General features: G+C 68.9%; 21 protein-coding genes. 13 read left to right on the top strand and 8 right to left on the bottom strand.

The window, feature by feature from the left end; genetic code table 11:
- Positions 1-212 precede the first annotated feature (212 nt).
- The 5 genes from SK803_RS05705 to SK803_RS05685 all read left to right on the top strand — a co-directional run bounded on the left by SK803_RS05705 (position 213) and on the right by SK803_RS05685 (position 3,312).
- Entirely contained in the window at positions 213-1,541 is a 1,329-nt protein-coding gene (locus tag SK803_RS05705; protein WP_319964689.1) for an RNA polymerase sigma factor, read from the top strand.
- A gap of 84 nt (positions 1,542-1,625) precedes the next feature.
- Positions 1,626-1,832: a nucleotidyltransferase family protein gene (locus SK803_RS05700; protein ID WP_319964688.1), complete on the top strand. Its 207-nt coding sequence runs from the start codon at positions 1,626-1,628 to the stop codon at positions 1,830-1,832.
- 82 nt (positions 1,833-1,914) lie between these two features.
- Entirely contained in the window at positions 1,915-2,040 is a 126-nt protein-coding gene (locus tag SK803_RS05695) for a hypothetical protein (protein ID WP_319964687.1), read from the top strand.
- Positions 2,041-2,173: 133 nt separating this feature from the next.
- Complete coding sequence (locus SK803_RS05690; protein ID WP_319964686.1) at positions 2,174-2,716, top strand: helix-turn-helix domain-containing protein; 543 nt, start codon at positions 2,174-2,176, stop codon at positions 2,714-2,716.
- A gap of 416 nt (positions 2,717-3,132) precedes the next feature.
- Entirely contained in the window at positions 3,133-3,312 is a 180-nt protein-coding gene (locus SK803_RS05685; protein ID WP_231642793.1) for a DUF7455 domain-containing protein, read from the top strand.
- Positions 3,313-3,401: 89 nt separating this feature from the next.
- Here SK803_RS05685 and SK803_RS05680 read toward each other — a convergent pair whose 3' ends face one another.
- The 5 genes from SK803_RS05680 to SK803_RS05660 form a co-directional block, all read right to left on the bottom strand.
- Positions 3,402-4,556, bottom strand: coding sequence for an ROK family protein (locus tag SK803_RS05680; protein ID WP_319964685.1), 1,155 nt, complete (start codon positions 4,554-4,556; stop codon positions 3,402-3,404).
- Between the two features lie 4 nt (positions 4,557-4,560).
- Positions 4,561-5,991, bottom strand: coding sequence for a sugar ABC transporter permease (locus SK803_RS05675; RefSeq protein ID WP_319964684.1), 1,431 nt, complete (start codon positions 5,989-5,991; stop codon positions 4,561-4,563).
- 20 nt (positions 5,992-6,011) lie between these two features.
- Positions 6,012-6,785, bottom strand: coding sequence for an ATP-binding cassette domain-containing protein (locus SK803_RS05670; protein ID WP_319964683.1), 774 nt, complete (start codon positions 6,783-6,785; stop codon positions 6,012-6,014).
- 76 nt (positions 6,786-6,861) lie between these two features.
- Positions 6,862-7,986, bottom strand: coding sequence for a sugar ABC transporter substrate-binding protein (locus tag SK803_RS05665; protein ID WP_319964682.1), 1,125 nt, complete (start codon positions 7,984-7,986; stop codon positions 6,862-6,864).
- Positions 7,987-8,116: 130 nt separating this feature from the next.
- Positions 8,117-8,713: a TetR/AcrR family transcriptional regulator gene (locus tag SK803_RS05660; RefSeq protein ID WP_319964681.1), complete on the bottom strand. Its 597-nt coding sequence runs from the start codon at positions 8,711-8,713 to the stop codon at positions 8,117-8,119.
- 47 nt (positions 8,714-8,760) lie between these two features.
- On the opposite strand from SK803_RS05660, the gene SK803_RS05655 reads away from it, so the two are divergent.
- On the top strand, positions 8,761-9,555 hold the full coding sequence (locus tag SK803_RS05655; protein WP_319964680.1) for a class I SAM-dependent methyltransferase: 795 nt from the start codon (positions 8,761-8,763) through the stop codon (positions 9,553-9,555).
- A gap of 15 nt (positions 9,556-9,570) precedes the next feature.
- On the opposite strand, the gene SK803_RS05650 is transcribed toward SK803_RS05655, so the two are convergent.
- Positions 9,571-11,256, bottom strand: coding sequence for a DEAD/DEAH box helicase (locus SK803_RS05650; RefSeq protein ID WP_319964726.1), 1,686 nt, complete (start codon positions 11,254-11,256; stop codon positions 9,571-9,573).
- Between the two features lie 152 nt (positions 11,257-11,408).
- Here SK803_RS05650 and SK803_RS05645 point away from each other — a divergent pair, with 152 nt between their 5' ends.
- The gene (locus SK803_RS05645; RefSeq protein ID WP_319964679.1) at positions 11,409-12,533 is read left to right on the top strand and encodes a YihY/virulence factor BrkB family protein; all 1,125 of its coding nucleotides are present in this window, start codon (positions 11,409-11,411) and stop codon (positions 12,531-12,533) included.
- Positions 12,534-12,586: 53 nt separating this feature from the next.
- Here the strand turns inward: SK803_RS05645 and SK803_RS05640 are convergent, their stop codons facing one another.
- On the bottom strand, positions 12,587-12,832 hold the full coding sequence (locus SK803_RS05640; protein WP_319964678.1) for a DUF3039 domain-containing protein: 246 nt from the start codon (positions 12,830-12,832) through the stop codon (positions 12,587-12,589).
- Between the two features lie 31 nt (positions 12,833-12,863).
- Between SK803_RS05640 and SK803_RS05635 the strand changes: the two genes are divergently transcribed.
- Positions 12,864-13,754: a pseudouridine-5'-phosphate glycosidase gene (locus SK803_RS05635; RefSeq protein WP_319964677.1), complete on the top strand. Its 891-nt coding sequence runs from the start codon at positions 12,864-12,866 to the stop codon at positions 13,752-13,754.
- Positions 13,751-14,629 (top strand): carbohydrate kinase family protein, encoded by an 879-nt coding sequence (locus tag SK803_RS05630; protein ID WP_319964676.1) that lies wholly within the window; start codon positions 13,751-13,753, stop codon positions 14,627-14,629. Before SK803_RS05635 ends, SK803_RS05630 begins: the two co-directional genes overlap by 4 nt.
- Before the next feature lie 243 nt (positions 14,630-14,872).
- Here the strand turns inward: SK803_RS05630 and SK803_RS05625 are convergent, their stop codons facing one another.
- Complete coding sequence (locus SK803_RS05625) at positions 14,873-15,205, bottom strand: DUF3099 domain-containing protein (protein WP_319964675.1); 333 nt, start codon at positions 15,203-15,205, stop codon at positions 14,873-14,875.
- Between the two features lie 58 nt (positions 15,206-15,263).
- Between SK803_RS05625 and SK803_RS05620 the strand changes: the two genes are divergently transcribed.
- The 4 genes from SK803_RS05620 (at position 15,264) to SK803_RS05605 (ending at position 19,920) form a co-directional block, all read left to right on the top strand.
- Positions 15,264-16,748 carry a PucR family transcriptional regulator gene (locus SK803_RS05620; RefSeq protein WP_319964674.1) on the top strand — a complete coding sequence of 495 codons (1,485 nt, stop codon included), beginning with the start codon at positions 15,264-15,266 and terminating at the stop codon, positions 16,746-16,748.
- 28 nt (positions 16,749-16,776) lie between these two features.
- Complete coding sequence (locus SK803_RS05615; protein WP_319964673.1) at positions 16,777-18,246, top strand: DUF7782 domain-containing protein; 1,470 nt, start codon at positions 16,777-16,779, stop codon at positions 18,244-18,246.
- A complete protein-coding gene (gene dtd / locus SK803_RS05610; protein WP_319964672.1) occupies positions 18,243-18,668 on the top strand; it encodes a D-aminoacyl-tRNA deacylase in 426 nt (141 codons plus the stop codon). The genes SK803_RS05615 and dtd overlap by 4 nt, the downstream gene beginning before the upstream one ends.
- 262 nt (positions 18,669-18,930) lie before the next feature.
- On the top strand, positions 18,931-19,920 hold the full coding sequence (locus tag SK803_RS05605) for a sigma-70 family RNA polymerase sigma factor (RefSeq protein WP_319964671.1): 990 nt from the start codon (positions 18,931-18,933) through the stop codon (positions 19,918-19,920).
- Positions 19,921-20,103: the final 183 nt, after the last annotated feature.

Genomic DNA, 20,103 nt, shown 5'->3' with positions numbered 1-20,103 from the left:
GAAACGTGTCCGACTCGCCTTACTCGATCTAGCTGCGAGAACGCAGGTGAGAGCGCCCCGAACCACCTCGGGGCGCAACACCGCGTCACCGACGTCGTTACAATGGAACGCACACCCGCCAAGCAAGATCGGCGGGGAGATCCCCTGAACTCTGGCGACCGAGGTTTCGCGCCCTCTGGTTTGCCTTGAACGACCGTCGCGAAAGGGCGTACGTGGCAGCCGCAGAAACCGCATCCCGACGCTCCAGCTCCGCCGCGAGCGCCGCCAAGACGACCAAGGCGACCGCGGCCGGTGAGGCCGAGGAGAAGCCCAAGCGCAAGACGACCGCGACGGCAGCGGCCAAGAAGCCCGCCGCCGCAGCCGCCAAGGGCGCGCGCAAGCCGGCCACGAAGGCCGCTCCCGCCAAGGGTGCGACGACCAAGAAGGCCGACGGCGAAGAGCCCGAGGACATGGAAGGCGCTCCCGGCGCCGAGGACCTGGTCGAGGACGTCGAAATCGTCGACGAGCCCGTCGTGGACGAGCCCGAGGAGGCGGAGGACCCCGAGAACAAGGGTGACTTCGTCTGGGACGAGGAAGAGTCCGAGGCCCTGCGCCAGGCGCGCAAGGACGCGGAGCTCACCGCCTCGGCCGACTCCGTCCGCGCCTACCTCAAGCAGATCGGCAAGGTCGCCCTCCTCAACGCGGAGGAGGAAGTCGAACTCGCCAAGCGCATCGAGGCAGGCCTGTACGCCGCCGAGCGCGTGCGCCGCTCCGAGGAGGAAGCGGAGAAGCTCACGCCGCAGCTGCGCCGCGACCTCCGCTGGATCGTGCGTGACGGCGAGCGCGCCAAGAACCACCTGCTCGAGGCGAACCTCCGTCTCGTCGTGTCGCTGGCCAAGCGCTACACCGGCCGCGGCATGGCGTTCCTGGACCTGATCCAGGAGGGCAACCTGGGTCTGATCCGCGCCGTCGAGAAGTTCGACTACACCAAGGGCTACAAGTTCTCCACGTACGCCACCTGGTGGATCCGGCAGGCGATCACCCGCGCCATGGCCGACCAGGCCCGCACCATCCGCATCCCGGTGCACATGGTCGAGGTCATCAACAAGCTCGGCCGCATCCAGCGTGAACTGCTCCAGGACCTGGGCCGCGAGCCCACCCCGGAGGAGCTCGCCAAGGAAATGGACATCACGCCCGAGAAGGTGCTGGAGATCCAGCAGTACGCGCGTGAGCCCATCTCGCTGGACCAGACGATCGGCGACGAGGGCGACAGCCAGCTCGGTGACTTCATCGAGGACTCCGAGGCAGTCGTCGCTGTCGACGCCGTGTCGTTCACGCTGCTGCAGGACCAGCTCCAGTCCGTTCTCGCGACGCTGTCCGAGCGCGAGGCGGGCGTCGTCCGGTTGCGCTTCGGCCTCACCGACGGCCAGCCGCGCACGCTGGACGAGATCGGCCAGGTCTACGGCGTCACGCGTGAGCGGATCCGTCAGATCGAGTCCAAGACGATGTCGAAGCTGCGTCACCCGTCGCGCTCGCAGGTCCTGCGCGACTATCTCGACTAGGTCATACCTGGACATACGCAGAAGGCCCCGCACCGGTTCGGTGCGGGGCCTTCTGTGTTTCGCGGGTTTGTGTTTTCCTGCGACGTGATCGACGAACTGCGCACCACCCTCGCTCGCAACGAGGTTCTGGTGGAGGTCCTGCGCCGCGCCGCCGAACTCGATCTCCCGGGGTGGTACCTGACCGCCGGATGCGTGTTCCAGACCGTGTGGAACGTGGTCACCTGCCGGCCGCCGACCGAGGGCATCAGGGACTACGACCTGTTCTACTTCGACGGGTCCGACCTCAGCTAGGAAGCCGAGAACGAGGTCATCAAGGACGGCGCGCGCGTTTTCGCCGATCTGCCCGCGGTCGTCGAGATCCGCAACGAGGCGCGTGTTCGACCTCGTCGTCCGCCCCAACCCCGTGCTCGCTCCGCGCGAGATCTCCGAGACCAAGACCCGGCGGTGGCGGGAGCACTGGCCGGAGCTCACCGTGCTGCCCTGGCCTGACCAGGCCTGATCGTGCGCACGCGAAAGATGAGTACCCATGTGCTCATGTGCCGTCTATGCATCCGCGACACCATCAGTGTGTGGCTGTGCCGGAGGGGTGCACAGGGACAGTTCCGGACACCGGAACGAGGGGGCAGGAAAACATGGGCAGGTCAGTACTCGAAGGGGCTTTCTCGCTGCTGGACAAGCTGATGGACGAGGGCGAGCTGGGGCTCACGCAACTCGCCGACCGCTGTGAGATGCCGAAGACGACGGTGCACCGCCTTCTGGACCAGATGGAGACGCTCGGCGCGGTGGAGAACGTGCGTGGGCGCTACCGCATCGGCGCGCAGATGTTCCGGTTCGGGCAGGCGTGGGAACCTGCGCCGGGCATTCTGCGGGTCGCGCGGCAGCCGTTGCGGGCGTTGTCGGCGACGATCCGGACGTCGACGATCCTCGCGGTGCCGCGGCGGGACCGGGTGCTCGTCGCGGCGGCGAGCATCGTGCGGGCGGAGGACGTGGCCCGGTTGCGTCCTGGGGCCACGGTGCCGGCGGGCATGGAGTTCGTCAGCGCTCCGGTGCGCACGCCGTCCAGCAGCGTCATCGGGACCGTCTCCGCGGTGCTCGACAACGGCCGCAGCCCCACCGCGTTGCGGGAGGCCGTGGGACATGCGGCGCGGGCGATCAGCGCGGCCCTCGCGAGCTGATCCGGCCGGGAAACCAAGCGTTTGATCGGGAGTTTGATCACGGTTCCGCGTCCGAATTGTGGGACGTTCGTGACCTGTTCGCTGCGGGCGGACAAGCGCAACCGATATCACACTCCCGGTCGCACGCAACCGACCGAACGGCCTGAACATGCTGCTCCACCAGCGGGTTTCTGGTTGCGCAGCGTGCGTGTCAAGACTGTGAACCGGTGGCAAACACATGTGTAAGCCTGCTGCAGCCGGGTAAATCGCATAGTGACGCGAGTCGCCACGCACACGGGAACACTGACTATCGCCAGAACGTCTGTCAGAGTGGAGCCAGCGAGCACCGCGCACCAAGCCAGGGGCGCCGTGGTCGCAGCTTGGTAAGAGGGCACCGGAACACACCGTATCGGTGCCGGGACGGAGGGAGATTCATCATGACTGCAGCACTCACCCGCCCCGAGTTGACCGCTGCCGACCGCTGCGACCGCTGCGGGGCTGCTGCCCAGGTTCGCGCTTTGCTCCCGTCCGGGGGCGAGCTGCTGTTCTGCGGGCACCACGCCCGGGCGCACAGTGAGAAATTGCGCGAACTCGCTGCTGAGATTCAGCAGGGCTGACTTCCACCCCACCTAGCCGCTCGGGGCGGAGATCCGGATGGATCTCCGCCCCCTTCGCTTTCGGGCCAGTTCTGGTTCCTGGGCGAGTTCTAGATCGTGTCGAGAACGGGCTCGAACGCCAGCTCGGCCGCACCGATCAGCTTCGCGTCCCTGCCCAGCGGTGACGTCACGACCTGGGTGCCGCCGACCGCCCGCGAGACCAGGCTGCGCTGCTGCACGGCGGCGCTCACCGCGTCGACGATGGAGTCCGGCAGGGCCGTGTAGAGATCGCCGAGCACGACCAGTTCCGGGCCGAGCACGTTGACGATGTTCGCGAGCCCCAGCGCCAGCCACCCGGCGAACTCGGTCAGCACGGCGGGATCGTCGAGCGCCCGCAGCGTCGCGACGACGGCGCCGCGCGGGGCGTCGTCCGGCAGGCCCAGCGCCCGGCACAGCGCCGGTTCGCCGACCTCGGTCTCCCAGCAGCCGTCACAACCGCAGTAGCAACGCCGGCCCTGCGGGTTGACCACCATGTGTCCCAGCTCGCCGACGTAGCCGCCGGAGCCGCGCAACGGCTGCCCCGACAGGATCACTCCCCCGCCGACACCGACGTCCGCGGAGATGTAGACCATGTCCGAGGACGACTGGGCCGCGCCGCGCACGTGCTCCGCCAGCGCGCCGAGCTCCGCGTCGTTGCCGACCTGGACCGGCAGCTTCAGCACCGCCTCCAGGCGTTTGCCGAGTGCCACGTCCGTCCAGTGCAGGTTCGGCGCCTCGTGCACGTGGCCGTCGGCACGCCTGACGACACCGGGCACCGACACACCGACCCCGACAGCGGTGGCGTCGAGGTCGTCGGCCATGAGGCGCGCCGACTCGACGATGTGCGTGATGACCTCCCCCGGATCACGCGTCCGGTGCAGGTTCCAGCTGTCCCGGCCGAGGATCTCCCCGCCGAGGCCGACGAACCCCATCGCCACGTGCTCCACCCGCACGTCGATCGCGATGACGACCGCGGCGTGCGGCTGGGGCAGGACCAGCAGGGACGGGCGGCCCGCTCCGCTGCGCAGAGCGGGCACGCGTTCGGCGACCACGCCGGCTTCGGCGAGCCCGTCCACCAGGGCCTTGATCGTGCTGCGGTTGAGCCCGAGCTCAGCCGCGAGCGACGCCCTGGTGGACGGCCCGTCGACGTGCAGGCGACGCAGCAGCGCCGTCCTGTTGTGCCTGCGGATCTCGTCGGGACGGGTGCCGGAGGTTGGTCCCGTCACCTCGTCAGCGAGCCGCGGTGGCTGCCCGGCGGCGGGACAACGCGTCGACGCTCGCGGCGAGCAGCAGGACCAGGCCGGTCACGATGTACACGACGGCGGCGGGCTGCTTGAGCAGGCCCATGCCGTTCGCGATGATCGCCAGCACCGCGCCACCGATGACCGCGTCGCGCAGGCGGCCCTTGCCACCGAACAGCGACGTACCACCGATGACAGCCGCACCGACCGACAGCAGCAGCGTGTTGCCGCCACCGGCGTTCGGGTCGACCGAGCCGACCTTCGACGAGTACACGATCGCGCCGATCGCGGCCGCGGAGGACGCGATCACGAACACGCTCATGCGGATCCGCTCGACGTTGATACCGGCGCGACGCGCGGCTTCCTTGTTGCCGCCGACGGCGTAGATGTGCCGGCCGTAGGCGGTGCGGTCGAGCACGAACGTGCCGATCACCAGGAGCACCAGCACGAGCGGCACCACGAACGGCACGCCCTCGATGATCACCAGGTTGCTCGGCGCCCGGTTGAGCGACAGCGCGAAGGTGATGAGCGCGGCCAGCACCGCGAGGCCGGCGATCTTGGCCAGCACCAGCGACGTCGGCTGGGCGACGAGTCCCTTGCGCAGCCGGGAGAAGTGCCGGGTGAGCACGACCGCCGCGTAGCCGCCGATGGCGATGACGAACAACGCCCACGAACCGGCTGCGCTCAGGTTGCCGTTGGCGACGTTGAAGATCGTGTCGTCACGCAGGCCGAGCGTGCCGCCCTGACCGATGAGCTGCAGCACGACGCCGTTCCAGACGAGGAACAACGCCAGGGTCACGACGAACGACGGGATGCCGACCTTGGCGACCAGGAAGCCCGTGATGCAGCCGATGGCCGCGCCGACGCAGACCGCGAGCAGCATCTCCAGCCAGGCGTTGGCCGGGATGCCGACCGCGGCGATGACCAGGGCGACGGCCGAGAGGGCCGCACCCGCCCAGATCCTCATCAGCACCGACAGCGCGATCGCGAGCACCAGCAGGCCGCAGAACACGTAGAACACCGTGTCGCCCATGCCGCCGAGCAGGTTGCCGTTGTGGATCAGGTGCAGTGCCATCACCGAGGCCGTCACACCGGACGCGGTACCGGCGGACAGGTCGATCTCGCCGAGCAGCAGCACGAACACCAGGCCCATCGCGATGATGGTGATGCTGGCGCCCTGCTGGAGCAGGTTGGCGAGGTTGCCGAGGGTGAAGAACGTGTCGGACAACGAGCTGAACACGATGAGCAGCACGACGAGCCCGAGCAGCGCGGGCAACGAGCCGAGCTCGCCGCCGCGGACCCTGGCCCAGTAGTCGCGCACCGCTTCGCCCGTGGACTGGGACGTCGTGTCGATGCCGAAGTCGGAGATGGCGCCCGCTGCCGGGGTGTCCTGCGAGGGCGTCTCGGTGGTGTTGGTCATGCTGTCCTCTTCGGAACTCATCAGATCGTCGCCGCCTCGGGGCGGGCGATGCCCAGGTCACCGGAACGGCCGGCGGTGATCAGCTCGACGACCTGGCCGTGGGTGACGTCCTTGGACGACACGACGGCGGCCATGCGGCCGAGGTAGAGGCACGCGATCTTGTCGGCGACCTCGAAGACGTCGTTCATGTTGTGGCTGATCAGGACGACGCCCAGGCCCTGCTCCGCGAGCCGGCGGACCAGGTCGAGCACCTGGCGCGTCTGCGCGACGCCGAGTGCCGCGGTGGGTTCGTCGAGCAGCACGACCTTGCTGTTCCACAGCACGGCTTTCGCGATCGCGACGGTCTGGCGCTGACCGCCGGACAGCGACGCGACCTGCGTGCGCACCGACTTGACCGTGCGCACGGACAGCGACGCCAGCGTCTTGCGCGCCGCCTGCTCCATGTCGGTCTCGTCGAGCAGGCCGTTCTTGGTGCGTTCCCGGCCGAGGAACATGTTCTGGACGATGTCGAGGTTGTCGGCCAGGGCAAGGTCCTGGTAGACGACCTCGATCCCGAGCTCCGCGGCTTCGCGCGGACCCTTGATGTGCACCGGCTGGCCCTCGAACAGGACCTCGCCCGAATCGGTCGGGTGGATGCCCGCGATGCACTTGACCAGCGTCGACTTGCCCGCGCCGTTGTCGCCGACGAGGGCGGTGACCTCGCCGGGTTGGACGTCGAGGTCGATGTCGTGCAGGACGTGCACGGGACCGAAGCTCTTGTTGATGCCGCGCAGCTCGAGAATCGGCTCGCTCACTGGGTTTCCTCCGTGGTTACACGTGGCGAGAGGCGGGGCGCGCCAGACGCGCACCCCGCCTTCGCCGCGAGCGGTGTTACTTGATGCCGAGCTCGGAGCAGGCAGCCTGGGTGGCGGCCACGCAGACCTCGGAGGCCTTGACGAAGCCGGCGTCCACGACGACCTTGACCTTGTCGCGGGTGATCAGCTGGGACGTGAGCAGCACGGACTTGACGTCGCGGTTGCCCTTGGCGTCCTTGGTGACGCCCGAGGCCAGCTTGTCGGCACCCGCGGTGTCGCCCTTGGCCAGGAAGCCGGCCAGCTTGGCGGCGGCCTCAGCCTCTTCCTTGATCGGCTTGAAGACGGTCATGTACTGGTCCTTGAGCAGAACGGCCTGCAGGCCGTCCGGCGTCGCGTCCTGACCGGTGACCGGCACCTTGCCGTTGAGGCCGACCTTCTTGAGCACGGTGATGACCGCGCCGGCGAGGCCGTCGTTCGCGGCGACGACGCCGTCGACCTTGCCGCCGTTGCTGGTCAGGATCTGCTCGAAGACCTGGCCACCCTTCTGGTTGTCCCAGTTGTCGATCGGCTGGGACTGGACCAGCTTGAGCTTGCCCGAGTCGTAGAGCGGCTTGAGGACCTTCTTCTGGCCGTCCGCGAACAGGGTGGCGTTGTTGTCCGTCGGCGCGCCCTCGATCTCGATGACGTTGGCGCCCTGCGGGGCCTCCTTGAGCGCGTCGGCCAGACCCTGGCCCTGCAGCTCGCCGACCTTCACGTTGTCGAACGACACGTAGTAGGACGAGGAGCCACCGGTGTTCAGGCGGTCGTAGTCGATGACCTGAATGCCCTGGGCCTGCGCCTTCTTGGCGACAGAGGCACCGACCTCGCTGTTGGGCGTGGCGATGATCAGGACCTTGACGCCGGCGTTGATCATGCCGTCGGCCAGGGTGCTGAACTTCTGCACGTCGCCCTGGGCGTTCTGAATGTCGGGGACGAGGCCCTCGGCCTTCAGAGCGGCCTCGAGGAGCGGCTTGTCGAAGCCCTCCCAGCGAGCGGAGGTGGCGGTCTCAGGAAGGATCACGCCGACCTTCGCGCCATTGCCGCTGCCAGAGTTCGTTTCGGTGCTTCCTCCGGTGTTGGAGGACGTGTTGGCGCCGCACGCCGAAACCGCCAGGGCGAAGCCCGCGGTAACAGCGATGGAAGCGAGAGTCTTGCTGCGCATCCGCCATCCCTTTCACTGCGCTGTGTCACAGAGAATGTTGTGGCGCACAACGTATGCCCGACATATGCGTGACCGGAACCACACTGGATCGATTAAGTCGCAACGATGCGGTAACCGTGGCGTCATTTAGTCACTCAGAGTTGTGAGAGCGTAACCACGGCGCAACGACCGACTCGACCATCCGGCGCACCGCCTCAGCCGATGGCCGAACGTGGCGATCAGCGAAGAGCAGGTGCCCGGTGCCGATGAGCACGGGGGCGACACCCTCGGCGTCGAGATCGCCGACGCGACCCAGCTCCTTCTCCCGTTCGAGATAGGCCTGGATCATGATCGCGGCGTCCGTCAGCACCGGAACACCCGCCGGCCAGGTGTCGCGCAGCCGCCTGCGCAGGTCGTCGCGGAACGTCACGAGGGCGACGATCGCGACAGCGACCGACTCGAACACGGCGGTGATCGCTTCCGCGAGGTTGCCGACGACGGTGCCGGTGCCCGCGGCCTCGAGCAGCGCTTTCGCCCGCGCGTCCATCTTGTCGACACGGTCCATGACGAAGTCCGCGAGGAACGCGTCGAAGTCGTCGAAGTACCGGTGCAGCACACCCTTGGCGACGCCGGCCTCGGTCGTCACCGCCCTGCTGGTCAGCGCGCTCGGCCCACTCTCGACGAGGAGGCGATCCGCGGCGCCGAACAACTGTTCCCGCACGTCGCGCAGGTGCACACCGGTGGGCACGCTGATTGCTCCTAGCTGAGTGGGCACATGCCCACTATGGTGGGCACATGCCCACTCTAGACAACGAAGAGCTCGGCAAGCGACTCGCGAGCTCGTTCGGTGCCGACGCCGCCCGCTACGACCGCACCCGGCCGCCCTATCCCGACGAGCTGGTTCAGCGGATCGTCACGGCGAGCCCGGGACCGCGCGTGGTCGACGTCGGTTGCGGCACCGGCAAGCTGTCGCGCCAACTGCAGGCCGCCGGACTCGATGTTCTCGGCGTCGAGCACGACGAGAACATGGCCGGGTTCGCCCTGGCGACCGCTGTGCCGGTGGAGGTGTCGAAGTTCGAGACCTGGGACCCCGCCGGCCGTGAGTTCGACGCCGTCGTCGCCGGGCAGTCGTGGCACTGGGTCAACGCCGAGGAAGGGCAGCGCCAGGCCGCGCGGGTGCTGCGGCCCGGCGGCGTGTTCGTGGCGCTGTGGCACGTGTTCGCGATGCCGGACCCGGTCGCGGAGGCTCTCGCCGACGTCTACCAGAAGGTCGCGCCGGAGATTCCGTTCCGCGTCGGGTACAAGGGCGCGGAGATCCTGGCGTCCTACCGGTCCGGATGCGAGCGGACCGCGGAGTCGTTCGTCGCCACGGGCGAGTTCACCGGCTCCGACCTGTGGAGCACACGGTGGGACCAGAGCTACACGACCGCCGAGTACCTCGACCTGATCCTCACCATGAGCCCGCTGGCCCTGCTCACGACCGAGCAGGTCACCGAGGTGCTGGACTGTGTCGGCGCCGCCATCGACGCGGCCGGCGGCGGCTTCACGATGAACTACGAGACGCTCGCCGTCGCCGTCACGCGCAACTGATACATCGGATACCGGTCACCAGGATCGCAGGGTCGCGATCCGTTCCTCGAGCTGTTCGATGGTGGCCATCGCGGTCGGCGGCCCGCCGCAGTACTCCCGCAGCGAGTTGTGGATCTTGCCGTGCGGCTTCTTCGTGCGGTGGTGGTGCATCGCCACGAGTGTGTTGAGCTCCTTGCGCAGTGACGCGAGGCGTTCCTGCACGCTCGCGGTCCGCACCTCACGCACCGCGGCTTCCGGCTTGGGGCGCTTGGCCGCGGTGGCCATCTGCTCTTCCTGGCGTTGCAGGAGCAGGGTGCGCACCTGGTCGGGTTCCAGCAGCCCCGGCAGGCCCAGGTACTCCTGCTCCTCCGCCGAGCCCGCCATGGTCGGGGCGCCGAACGACGAGCCGTCGTAGATCACCTGGTCGAGCTCGGCCGTGGTGCCCAGGGCCGTGAAGGCGCGTTCGTCCTCGCCCGGTTCGTCCTTGGCCTGGTTGGCCGCGGCCATCAGCTCGTCGTCCCAGCCGTCCTTCTCGCGGTGCGGCTTGCCCAGGACGTGGTCGCGCTCGGCCTCCAGCTCGGACGCGAGCTGAAGCAGGACGGGCACCGACGGCAGGAACACGGTGGCGGTCTCGCCGGGCTTCCGGTTGCGCACGAAGCGGCCGACGGCCTGCGCGAAGAACAGCGGGGTCGACGACGACGTCGCGTACACGCCGACGGCGAGCCGCGGCACGTCGACACCCTCGGACACCATGCGGACGGCGATCATCCAGCGTTCGTTCGTCGCGGAGAACTCGGCGATCTTGCCGGACGCCTTCGGGTCGTCCGAGAGGACGAGCGTGGGGATCTGGCCCGTGACGCGCTGGAGCACCTGCGCGTAGGCCTTCGCGACCGTCTGGTCGGTGGCGATCACGAGGCCGCCGGCGTCGGGCAGCCCGTTCTCGCGCTTCTGGGTGAGCCGCTGGTCGGCGGCGCGCAGCACGGAGGCCATCCAGTCTCCCGCCGGGTCCAGCGCCGTGCGCCACGCCCGCGCGGTCTGCTCCTGGGTCAGGGGCTCGCCCAGCCGTGCGGTGTACTCCTCGCCCGCGCTGGTCCGCCACGACGCCTCGCCCGAGTACGCCAGGAACAGCACCGGCCGGACGACGCCGTCGCGCAGCGCGTCGGAGTACCCGTACGTGTGATCGGCCTTGGACGTCTTGAAGCCCCCGTTGCTCTCCTCGTACTGCACGAACGGGATCGGCGAGTCGTCCGAGCGGAACGGCGTGCCGGTCAGGCAGAGCCGGCGGACCGCGGGCGTGAACGCCTCGCGGATCGCCTCACCCCACGACTTGGCGTCACCGCCGTGGTGCACCTCGTCGAGCAGCACCAGCGTCTTGCGGTTCTCGGTCCGCACGCGGTGCAACGTCGGATGGGCGGCGACCTGTGCGTACGTCACGGCCACGCCGTGGTAGTCGCGGGAGGTCATCGCGTTGGTGTTGCGGAAGTTCGAGTCGATGTGGATGCCCTGCTCGGCGGCGGCCTTCGCCCACTGGTGCTTGAGGTGCTCGGTGGGCGTGACGATCGTGACGGCCTCGATCGTCCGGTCGGCCAGCAGTTCGGCGGCCACGCGCAGCCCGAAGGTCGTCTTGCCCGCGCCCGGCGTCGCGACGGCGAGGAAGTCCTGCGGCTTGGCGGCGAGGTACTTGGTCAGCGCGCGGCGCTGCCATGCCCGCAGCGGTCGCATTGCTGCTGTCGCTGTCACAGACGTGTTTCTCCTCATTTGCGCTGTTCAGACATGGCTTTGACATGCAACAGCCCTCAGGCGGACCGTGGCCGAGGGCACCGTGACTCTACCCGTTCCGAGCGTCGATGCCGCGAAACGTGGCCCTATGCACCATGCTTGTCACTGCGATGGGTTCGCCTACCGACAACAGCGCACGCAGGTCCGGCCGCAAGGGGCCGCTGCGTCTACTCGCGCGCACGCTGTCGAAGGCGTGGCAGGGCAACATCTTCTCAGAAGCCGCCGAGGCGGCGTTCTGGCAGACGCTGTCGTTCCCCCCGCTGCTGCTCGGAGTGCTGGGCGCCATGGGTTATCTCGGCGACTGGTTCGGCCCCGAGGTGCCCCTCGCCGTGCAGGAGAAGATCATCGGGTTCACCCGGACGATCTTCAGCGGCGACGTCGTCAACGGCGTGATCCAGCCCACGGTCGCGGAGATCCTCAGCACCGGCAAGGGCGAGATCGTCTCCATCGGCTTCCTGATCTCGCTGTGGGCGGGTTCGTCGGCCATGTCGTCGTTCGTCGACGCGATCACGGTGGCGCACGGCCAGTACGGCGTCCGCAACGAGCTGTGGCAGCGCATCTTCGCACTGCTGCTGTACATGATCTCGCTGGTGGCGCTGGTGGTCGGCCTGCCGGTGCTGGCGCTGGGGCCGGACATCCTGCCGCAGTTCTTCCCGGCGTCCTGGCAGCCCTACATCGAAACGTGGGTGGGGCGGTTCTACTACCCCGGCGTCGCGCTGCTGCTGGTGTTGTCGTTGTCGCTGCTCTACAAGGTCGCGCTGCCACGCAGACTGCCGTACCACCGCGTGCTGCCCGGCGCGATCCTCGCGATGGCCGTGTTCATCCTGTCGTCCATCGGCCTGCGCCTGTACATCCAGTGGATCACCACCACCGGCTACACCTACGGCGCTCTCGCGACCCCGATCGCGTTCCTGCTGTTCGTGTTCTTCATCGGCCTGGCGATCACCATCGGCGCGTACTTCAACAGCGCCATCCAGGACACGTGGCCGGCCAAGATGACCCGCCGCCAGCGCCGCCGCTGGCGCAGGCTGGAGATGGAGCGCGCGGCGTCGCGCATCCGTTCGGAAAGTGCTGCGCCCCAGGAAGTCGGACAGCAGGAAACGAACAACACCGGCTACTCGGCACCGTCGCCCGCCGACACGCAGCTGACGGCCCCGCTGAAGATCCAGGAGCCGCGGTCACAGCCCCCTCAGCCCGAGGAAGAGAAACAGCGGGGGTAGCCGAAGCCACCCCCGCTGCTCATCGAGCGCGCGGAGTTCTCGGGGAACGCGATCTACTCGCCGCCGGCAGGCAGGTTGTCGTAGATCTTCTGGCAGTCCGGGCACACCGGCGAACCAGGCTTCGGCGACTTCGTCACCGGGAAGACCTCGCCGCACAAAGCGACCACGTGCGTTCCCATCACGGCGCTCTCGGCGATCTTCGCCTTGCGCACGTAGTGGAACATCTTCGGGGCGTCGTCCCCGGTCTGGTCCGTGCCTTCCGGCCGTACGTCGACCTCGGGGAGAGTCTGGGTGCTCACCCGCCCAGGGTACCTGGGATGATGTCCCCTCGTGACCACGCTGCACATCGCCGACGAAGTAGCCACCGCACTGGCCGGGAACCGGCCCGTCGTCGCTCTTGAGAGCACCATCCTGTCCCACGGGCTGCCCGCGCCGCGCAATCTCGCCGTCGCCGCACGCCTGGAGAAGGTCGTACGGGACGCCGGTGCCGTACCCGCCACGATCGCCGTGCTCGACGGTGTGCCGCACATCGGCCTTTCCGCCGCCGAGCTGGACCGCGTGTGCAACGCGGGCGACCTCGTGAAGCTCTCGCTGCGCGACCTCGGCCCCGCCTACGCCCTGGGCCGCAGCGGCGCGACGACGGTCGCCTCGACCACCGCCCTGGCGCACCAGGCCGGCATCCGCGTCTTCGCGACCGGTGGTCTCGGCGGCGTGCACCGCGGCGCCCGCGACACGTGGGACGTCTCGGCCGACCTCGACGTGGTGGCGACGACCCCGGTGCTGATCGTCTGCTCGGGCGTGAAGTCGATCCTGGACATGGGCGCGACCCTGGAAGTGCTCGAAACCCGCTCGGTGCCGGTCGTCGGCTACCAGACCTCCCGCTTCCCCGCCTTCTACCGCCGCGAGTCGGAGTTCGACGTGCCGTGGCGCGTGGAGACCGCCGCCGAAGCCGCCGCCGTGTTCGCCGCCGGTGGCCGCGGCATGCTCCTGGCGAACCCGATCCCCGCCGCCTTCGAGATGGACTCCGCCCTGCACGACCGCCTGCTGGCCGAGGGCCTGCGGAAGCTCGCCGACCAGGAGGTGCGCGGCAAGGACGTCACGCCGGTCCTCCTGGAGCACTTCCACACCGCGAGCGCCGGCGTGAGCCTCGACGCCAACGAGGAACTGGTCGTGAACAACGCCTCCGTCGCCGCCGCCGTCGCCGTCGAGCTCTTCCAGTGAGGCCAGTGGTCGTCGTAGGTGACGCCGGCCTCGACGTAGTAGCCCGCCACAGCGGCCCCATCGCCCACGGCGGCGACGTGCGCGCGAAGGTGACCATCGAGCCAGGCGGCGCAGGCGCGAACACGGCCGTATGGCTCGCCGCGTGCGGTGCGTCGCCGGTCCTGGTGGCCCGCGTGGGCGCCGACTCGGCAGGCCGCCAGGTCCACTCCGAACTGACCTCGGCAGGCGTCCAATGCGCCTTCGCGGTCGACCCCGAGCTGGCGACCTGCTGCGTCGTCGTGCTCGTCGACGAGGACGGCCAGCGCTCGATGCTGCCCGACCGCGGCGCGAACGCCCGCTTCTCCCCCGCCGACCTCGACCCCGGCCTGCTCGCCGCCTCACACGGCCACCTGCACCTGTCCGGCTACGTCCTGCTCGACGCCACCTCCCGCCCCGCGGGACTGGCCGCACTCGAGGCGGCCCGCAACGCCGGCTGGACAACGTCGGTCGACCCTCAAGCGGCCGTGCTGATCCACTCCGCCGAGGCGTTCATGGAGGACGTGCGCGGCGTCGACATCCTCATGCCGAACGCCGACGAGCTTCAGGCGCTGACCGGCTCAGCCGACCCGGCCGCCGGCAAGGACCTGCTGACCTACGTCGGCGCGGTCGTCGTGACAACGGGACCGGACGGCGCGTCGTGGGTGGACGCCGACGAGCTGATCTCAGTCCCCGCTGAAGTCACCGAGTGCGTCGACTCGACCGGCGCGGGCGACGCCTTCGACGCCGGCTTCCTGGCCGCCTGGCTGGCCGGCGCTTCGAAGCGGGACGCCCTCCTCGGCGGCGTCCGCGCGGGCTCCCGAGCCGTCAGCGTCGTAGGCGCCCAGCCACCCCGCTAGGCCCCCGCCCCCGATAGATCAGCGCCGATATATCAGTTCCCGCCGCCCTCACCGGATGCAAAAAACGTTTGCGGACGACGTCAAAAGACTCATTGCAAAGGCAGACGCGCGGAAGGCCTTAGCAATGAGTCTTTTGCGGACGAAGTCCAAAGAGTCATTGCCAAGGGGCGGGCGGCGTGGGGCGACAGCCGAATGCGGCTCAGGTTGTTGACTCGGGTTGGCCGGCTGGGACTCGGTGCCGAGTCAGCCGTCGATGATCGTGGTGCTCTTGGGCGCGATGGCGCGGCGCTCGACCTCGTAGCGGTTGGCCTTCTCGGCCTTGCGCGGCGGCCTGTCGTTCGCGATCAGCACGGCCATCCACGGCAGCGGCACGGACAGCACGATGAAGAACAACGCGAGCCACCAGGTGTTGGCGAACAGAGCCGCGAGGATGAGGCACGGGAAGCGCAGACTCATCATGATCGCGTACTTGCGTCTCCGGGCGGCGTGCTGTTCCTCGTAGGACGGGGCCGCCTCGGTGATCAACACCGGGGTGTCGTTCCGGTCGGGACTGCTCACGACACCACCTCCACCCATCAATAGTCCCACGTCCGAGTGACGCTCGGGACACCCGGTCGGCGGTTAACATCCGCGAGTGGTCGCCCTTGATCGCCTCGTGGACGTGCTCGGCAGTCTGGGCACGCATCTGGCGTGCGCGCCAAAGGGCCGTGACGCCGAACTCCGCGGGGTTGCCCTGCACGACCCGGCGGAGAACACGCCGGCCGCGGCAGGTGATGTCCTGCTCGGATTGGGCACGGCCTCTGTCGCCGCGGCGGCGCGCCTTGTGTCTTCGACGGTGGCGTCAGCAGTTGTGTTGCACGGCAGGCCGCCGCTGGACGAGCGTGTGATCGCCGCTGCCAAGAAGTCTGGCGCGGCCGTGTTGCTCGTGGATCCGTCGGTGCCGTGGAGCCAGCTTGCGAACGTCACGCAGACGCTGGTCAACGGCGGTACGCGCACCGGTGACCTGTTCGGCCTGGCCGACGTGATCGCGGGCGTCGTGGGCGGGCCGGTGACGATCGAGGACCAGCAGTCCCGCGTGCTCGCCTACTCCTACCGGCAGCAGGACGTCGATCCGGTGCGGGTCCAGACGATCCTCGGTCGTCGCGTCCCGGAGGAAGCTCGTCGCGCGCTCGACGAATACGGCGTGTTCACGCACCTCGCGTCGTCCGACGAACCGATCTTCGTCCCCAAGCTGACGCCGCAGCTGGGCAACCGGCTCGTCGCCGCCGTCCGCGCGGGCCGTGAGCTGCTCGGCTCGGTCTGGGTGGAGGTCACGGGGCCGGTCGATGCCGCGAGGTCGGCCGCGTTGGTGGACGGTGCGCGCACGGCGGCGTTGCACCTGCTGCGGTCGCGGGCGTCCACGGATCTGGAACGCCAGGCGGAGGCGGACCTGGTGATCCGGCTGCTCGAACACCCCGAGTCCGCCGACGTCGCGCGGCTCGGGTTGCCGTCGGCCGACCTTCGCGTGATCGCGGTGCAGGCCCACGCGGGTGAGGGTGAGCACGGGGCCGCGGTGCTCGCGTTCCAACGGGCCACCGCGGGCTTCGGGTGGTCCCGGCCCGGACGCAGCGCACTGTTCGGCAACGTCCTCTACACCGTCATCCCGGCCGCCGACGACGCCGTCGGCTGGGTGCGCTCCCTGGTTCGCGAACTGCCGGCCGAGGCCACCGTGCTGGCCGGCATCGGTGGTCCGGCCGAGGCGACGCAGCTGCCGACGTCACGGCAGGAAGCCGATGAATGCCTCGCGCTCTCAACCGGTGCACCGGTTGTATACGACGACGCTTGGGCGCAGGTCCTGCTGCAGCGGCTCGCCGCGGTCGCCGAGGCCGGACGACTTCCCACGCGCGGCCCGATATCCAACATATTGCGATATGACGCTGAATACGGGACGCAGTATGCAATGACGTTGAAGGCGTGGCTCGCGGCTCAGGGCGATGTGCGGACAGCGGCGCGCGAGCTCAAGGTGCACCCGAACACGTTGCGGTATCGCATGCAGAAGATGGCGGAGGTGACGCCACTCCCCCTCGACGATCCCGACCAGCGGCTCGCGATGGCCATCGCCCTGTCGATCACGCGGTGACAACGGTGCCGTGAAAGCATCTACACCCGTGCACCCTGATCTTTCCGTTGACCTGTGCGCCCGGTTGCGCGAGGCGTTCGAGAACGCCGGCTACACCGCGGACGGCGTCGTCGACGCACTCGGCCCCCAGGCCCACTCCGCGCTCGGCCGGGGCGAACCGGAACCCGCCCGTCGCGCCAGCAAGGACGCCGGGGCGCTCGGCACGTTGATCCGCCTCTTCCTGCTGGGCGACCAGGAGCCGGAGCAGGACGTCCGCAAGGCGCTCGACGGAGTCGGCATCGACGACCTCGTCGCCAACGAGGTGTTGGCAGCGAACACAACAGCAGGTTCTCTGACGGCCGGGCTCGACGTGCGGCCGTACGAGGACAACTGGTGGGTGATCGCCGACCTCGACTCCGACCTGCGCGGCGGAGCGGTCCCCGAGGACCACGTGCTCGGCGTCGGCCACGCGTCCATCAGCCTCGCCCGCGCGACCAAGCGCACGCCGGTCGGCACGTTGCTCGACCTCGGCACCGGTTGTGGCGTCCAGGCGTTGCACGCCAGCACGCACGCCGAGCGCATCACCGCCACCGACCTGTCCGAGCGCGCGCTCCGGCTCGCGCAGGGCACGTTCCGCATCAACAACCTCGACGTGGAGGCGCTGCAGGGCGAGTGGTTCGGCCCGGTCCGCAACCGGCGGTTCGACCAGGTTGTATGCAATCCGCCGTTCGTCGTCGGTCCGCCGCGGGTCGACTACGTGTACCGCGACTCCGGGCTCGGCGGCGACGACGCGTCGGCGCTGGTCATCCGGCAGCTGCCCGCGTTCCTCAACGAGGGCGGCGTCGGCCAGCTGCTGGCGTCGTGGGTGCACCGCAAGGGCGAGGACTGGGAGGAGCGCGTCTCCAGCTGGTTGCCGCGCGGTGGGATCGACGCGTGGTTCGTGCAGCGCGACATCGCCGAGCCCGCCCTGTACGTCGGCACGTGGCTCAAGGACGCGGGCGTCGACCCGCGCAGCCCCGAGGGCCAGCGCAAGGCCGCGGCGTGGCTGGACTGGTTCGAGGAGAACGAGGTCCAGGGAATCGGCTTCGGGTACGTGACGCTGCGGCGCACCGACGAGATGCACTCGCAGGTCGTGTGTGAAGACCTGCGCCACGCCTACGACGACCCACTGGGTCCGGAGGCGGCGCGGTGGCTCGACAACGTCGCGTGGCTGCGGGCGAACCCCGATCTGCTGGGCCACCGGTTCCGCGTGGCGGACACCGTCCTGCTCGAAGAGGTGTCCGAGCCGAGCGAGGAGGGCTGGCGCAAGGTCGTGGCCCGGCTGCACCGCACCGACGGGCCCGGCTGGCAGCACGAGGTCGACGAGGCGACCGCGAAGCTGATCGCCGGTTGCAACGGCGCGTTGCCGCTGGAGGACCTGCTCTCACTGCTCGAGTTCGCTTACGGGGAAATCGATGCAGAAGCCGCGTTGCCCATCGTTCGTGATCTCATCCGGCACGGAATGTTGATTCCCGCGTGAAAGCAGTTGTGGCGCGCGTCACAGAAGCGAGTGTCGAAGTAGAGGGGGCCGTCGTCGGCGCGATCGACGAGCCCGGATTGCTGGTGCTGCTCGGCGTCCATCACGACGACACAGCCGAGCACGCCCGCAGAATGGCGCAGAAGCTGCACGGTCTGCGCATCCTCAACGACGAGCAGTCATGTGAGTCGACCGGTGCTCCGTTGCTGGTCGTCAGCCAGTTCACCCTCTACGGGGACACGCGCAAGGGCCGCCGTCCGTCCTGGACGGCGGCCGCCCGGCCCGAGCACGCGGAACCCTTGGTGAACGCCGTCGTGCAGGAACTCCGCCAAAAGGGCGCGCGGGTCGAAACGGGACGATTCAGAGCCGAGATGAAGGTACGGAGCGTGAACGACGGTCCGTTCACCGTGCTCGTCGAGGTGTAGTCGGCCTCTTGGCTAAACGGTTCTCAGCCAATCCTCAGATTAGTCGCGCAACCGCTGTGACTGTGGCGACGTCTTCAAGTCATGGAAGTCGGGAACGAATTCGGAATCGTCTTCGTTACCCAGGTATCAGCCAGCTAGCGATGGGATCCCGAGCGGGCCCGCCGCAACCGGCAACCAGGGCGCAGCGCCGCGCCGCCTTGACCGCCACGCGCGACTGTCCTGACCGACAGCAGCGTCGCCCGCACCAGGGGGAGGGAGATCCATGACCGTCACGAGGATCTCCGACCGTGAAGTCGGAGAGAACACGCCCGCCGTCGTCGAGCACGAACTCGACGCCCAGGGACCAGCAGCCGACCTCGTTCGAGTCTACCTGAACGGAATCGGCAAGACCGCGCTGCTCACCGCCGAGGAGGAGGTGGAGCTCGCGAAGCGCATCGAGGCCGGTGTGTTCGCACAGCACGTCCTCGAGACGGCCAAGCGCCTCACCCCGACCCGCCGTGAGGAGATGGGGGCACTCGTCCGCGACGGTCGCCGCGCGAAGGACCACCTGCTCAAGGCGAACCTGCGCCTCGTCGTGTCGCTGGCCAAGCGCTACACGGGCCGTGGCATGCCGCTGCTGGACCTGATCCAGGAAGGCAACCTGGGCCTGATCCGCGCGGTCGAGAAGTTCGACTACACCAAGGGCTTCAAGTTCTCGACCTACGCGACGTGGTGGATCCGCCAGGCCATCACCCGCGGCATGGCCGACCAGGGCCGCACCATCCGCCTCCCCGTCCACCTCGTCGAGCAGGTGAACAAGCTCGCGCGGATCAAGCGCGACCTGCACCAGACGCTCGGCCGCGAGGCGACGAACGAGGAGCTCGCGAAGGAAGCGGGCCTCAACCCCGACAAGGTCGCCGACCTGCTCGACCACGCGCGTGACCCGGTATCGCTGGACATGCCGGTCGGCACGGAGGAGGACGCTCCCCTCGGTGACTTCATCGAGGACTCGGACGCCACCGACGCCGAGAGCGCCGTCATCTCCGGGCTGCTGCAGGACGACCTGCGCCGCGTGCTCGCCACGCTGGAGCCGCGCGAGCAGGCCGTGATCCGGCTGCGCTACGGGCTCGAGGACGGTCAGCCGCGCACGCTGGACCAGATCGGCAAGCGGTTCGGGTTGTCGCGCGAGCGGGTGCGGCAGATCGAGCGCGAGGTCATGTCGAAGCTCCGTCAGGGTGAGCGCGCGGCGAAGCTGCGGGCCTACGCCTCGTAACTCACCCGTCCGGCAGTATTGACTTGTGACTCAACTCACGGCACGGTCGGGCGTTACCAAGCCAAGCGACGCCCGGCGAGAGCCGGAGGTCGCACACGAAGGAAGGTCGGGACGGCCGGGGGCCGCCCCGGCCTTCCGTGCGTTGGGGGTAGCGAAGAACACGGTGGTCGGGGATCACATCAA

Origin of the sequence: Lentzea miocenica, from assembly GCF_033949945.1 — a bacterium.
Classification (GTDB): domain Bacteria; phylum Actinomycetota; class Actinomycetes; order Mycobacteriales; family Pseudonocardiaceae; genus Lentzea; species Lentzea miocenica.
Note: the sequence above shows the minus strand (reverse complement) of the source record. Positions and strands in the feature narration are given on the sequence as shown.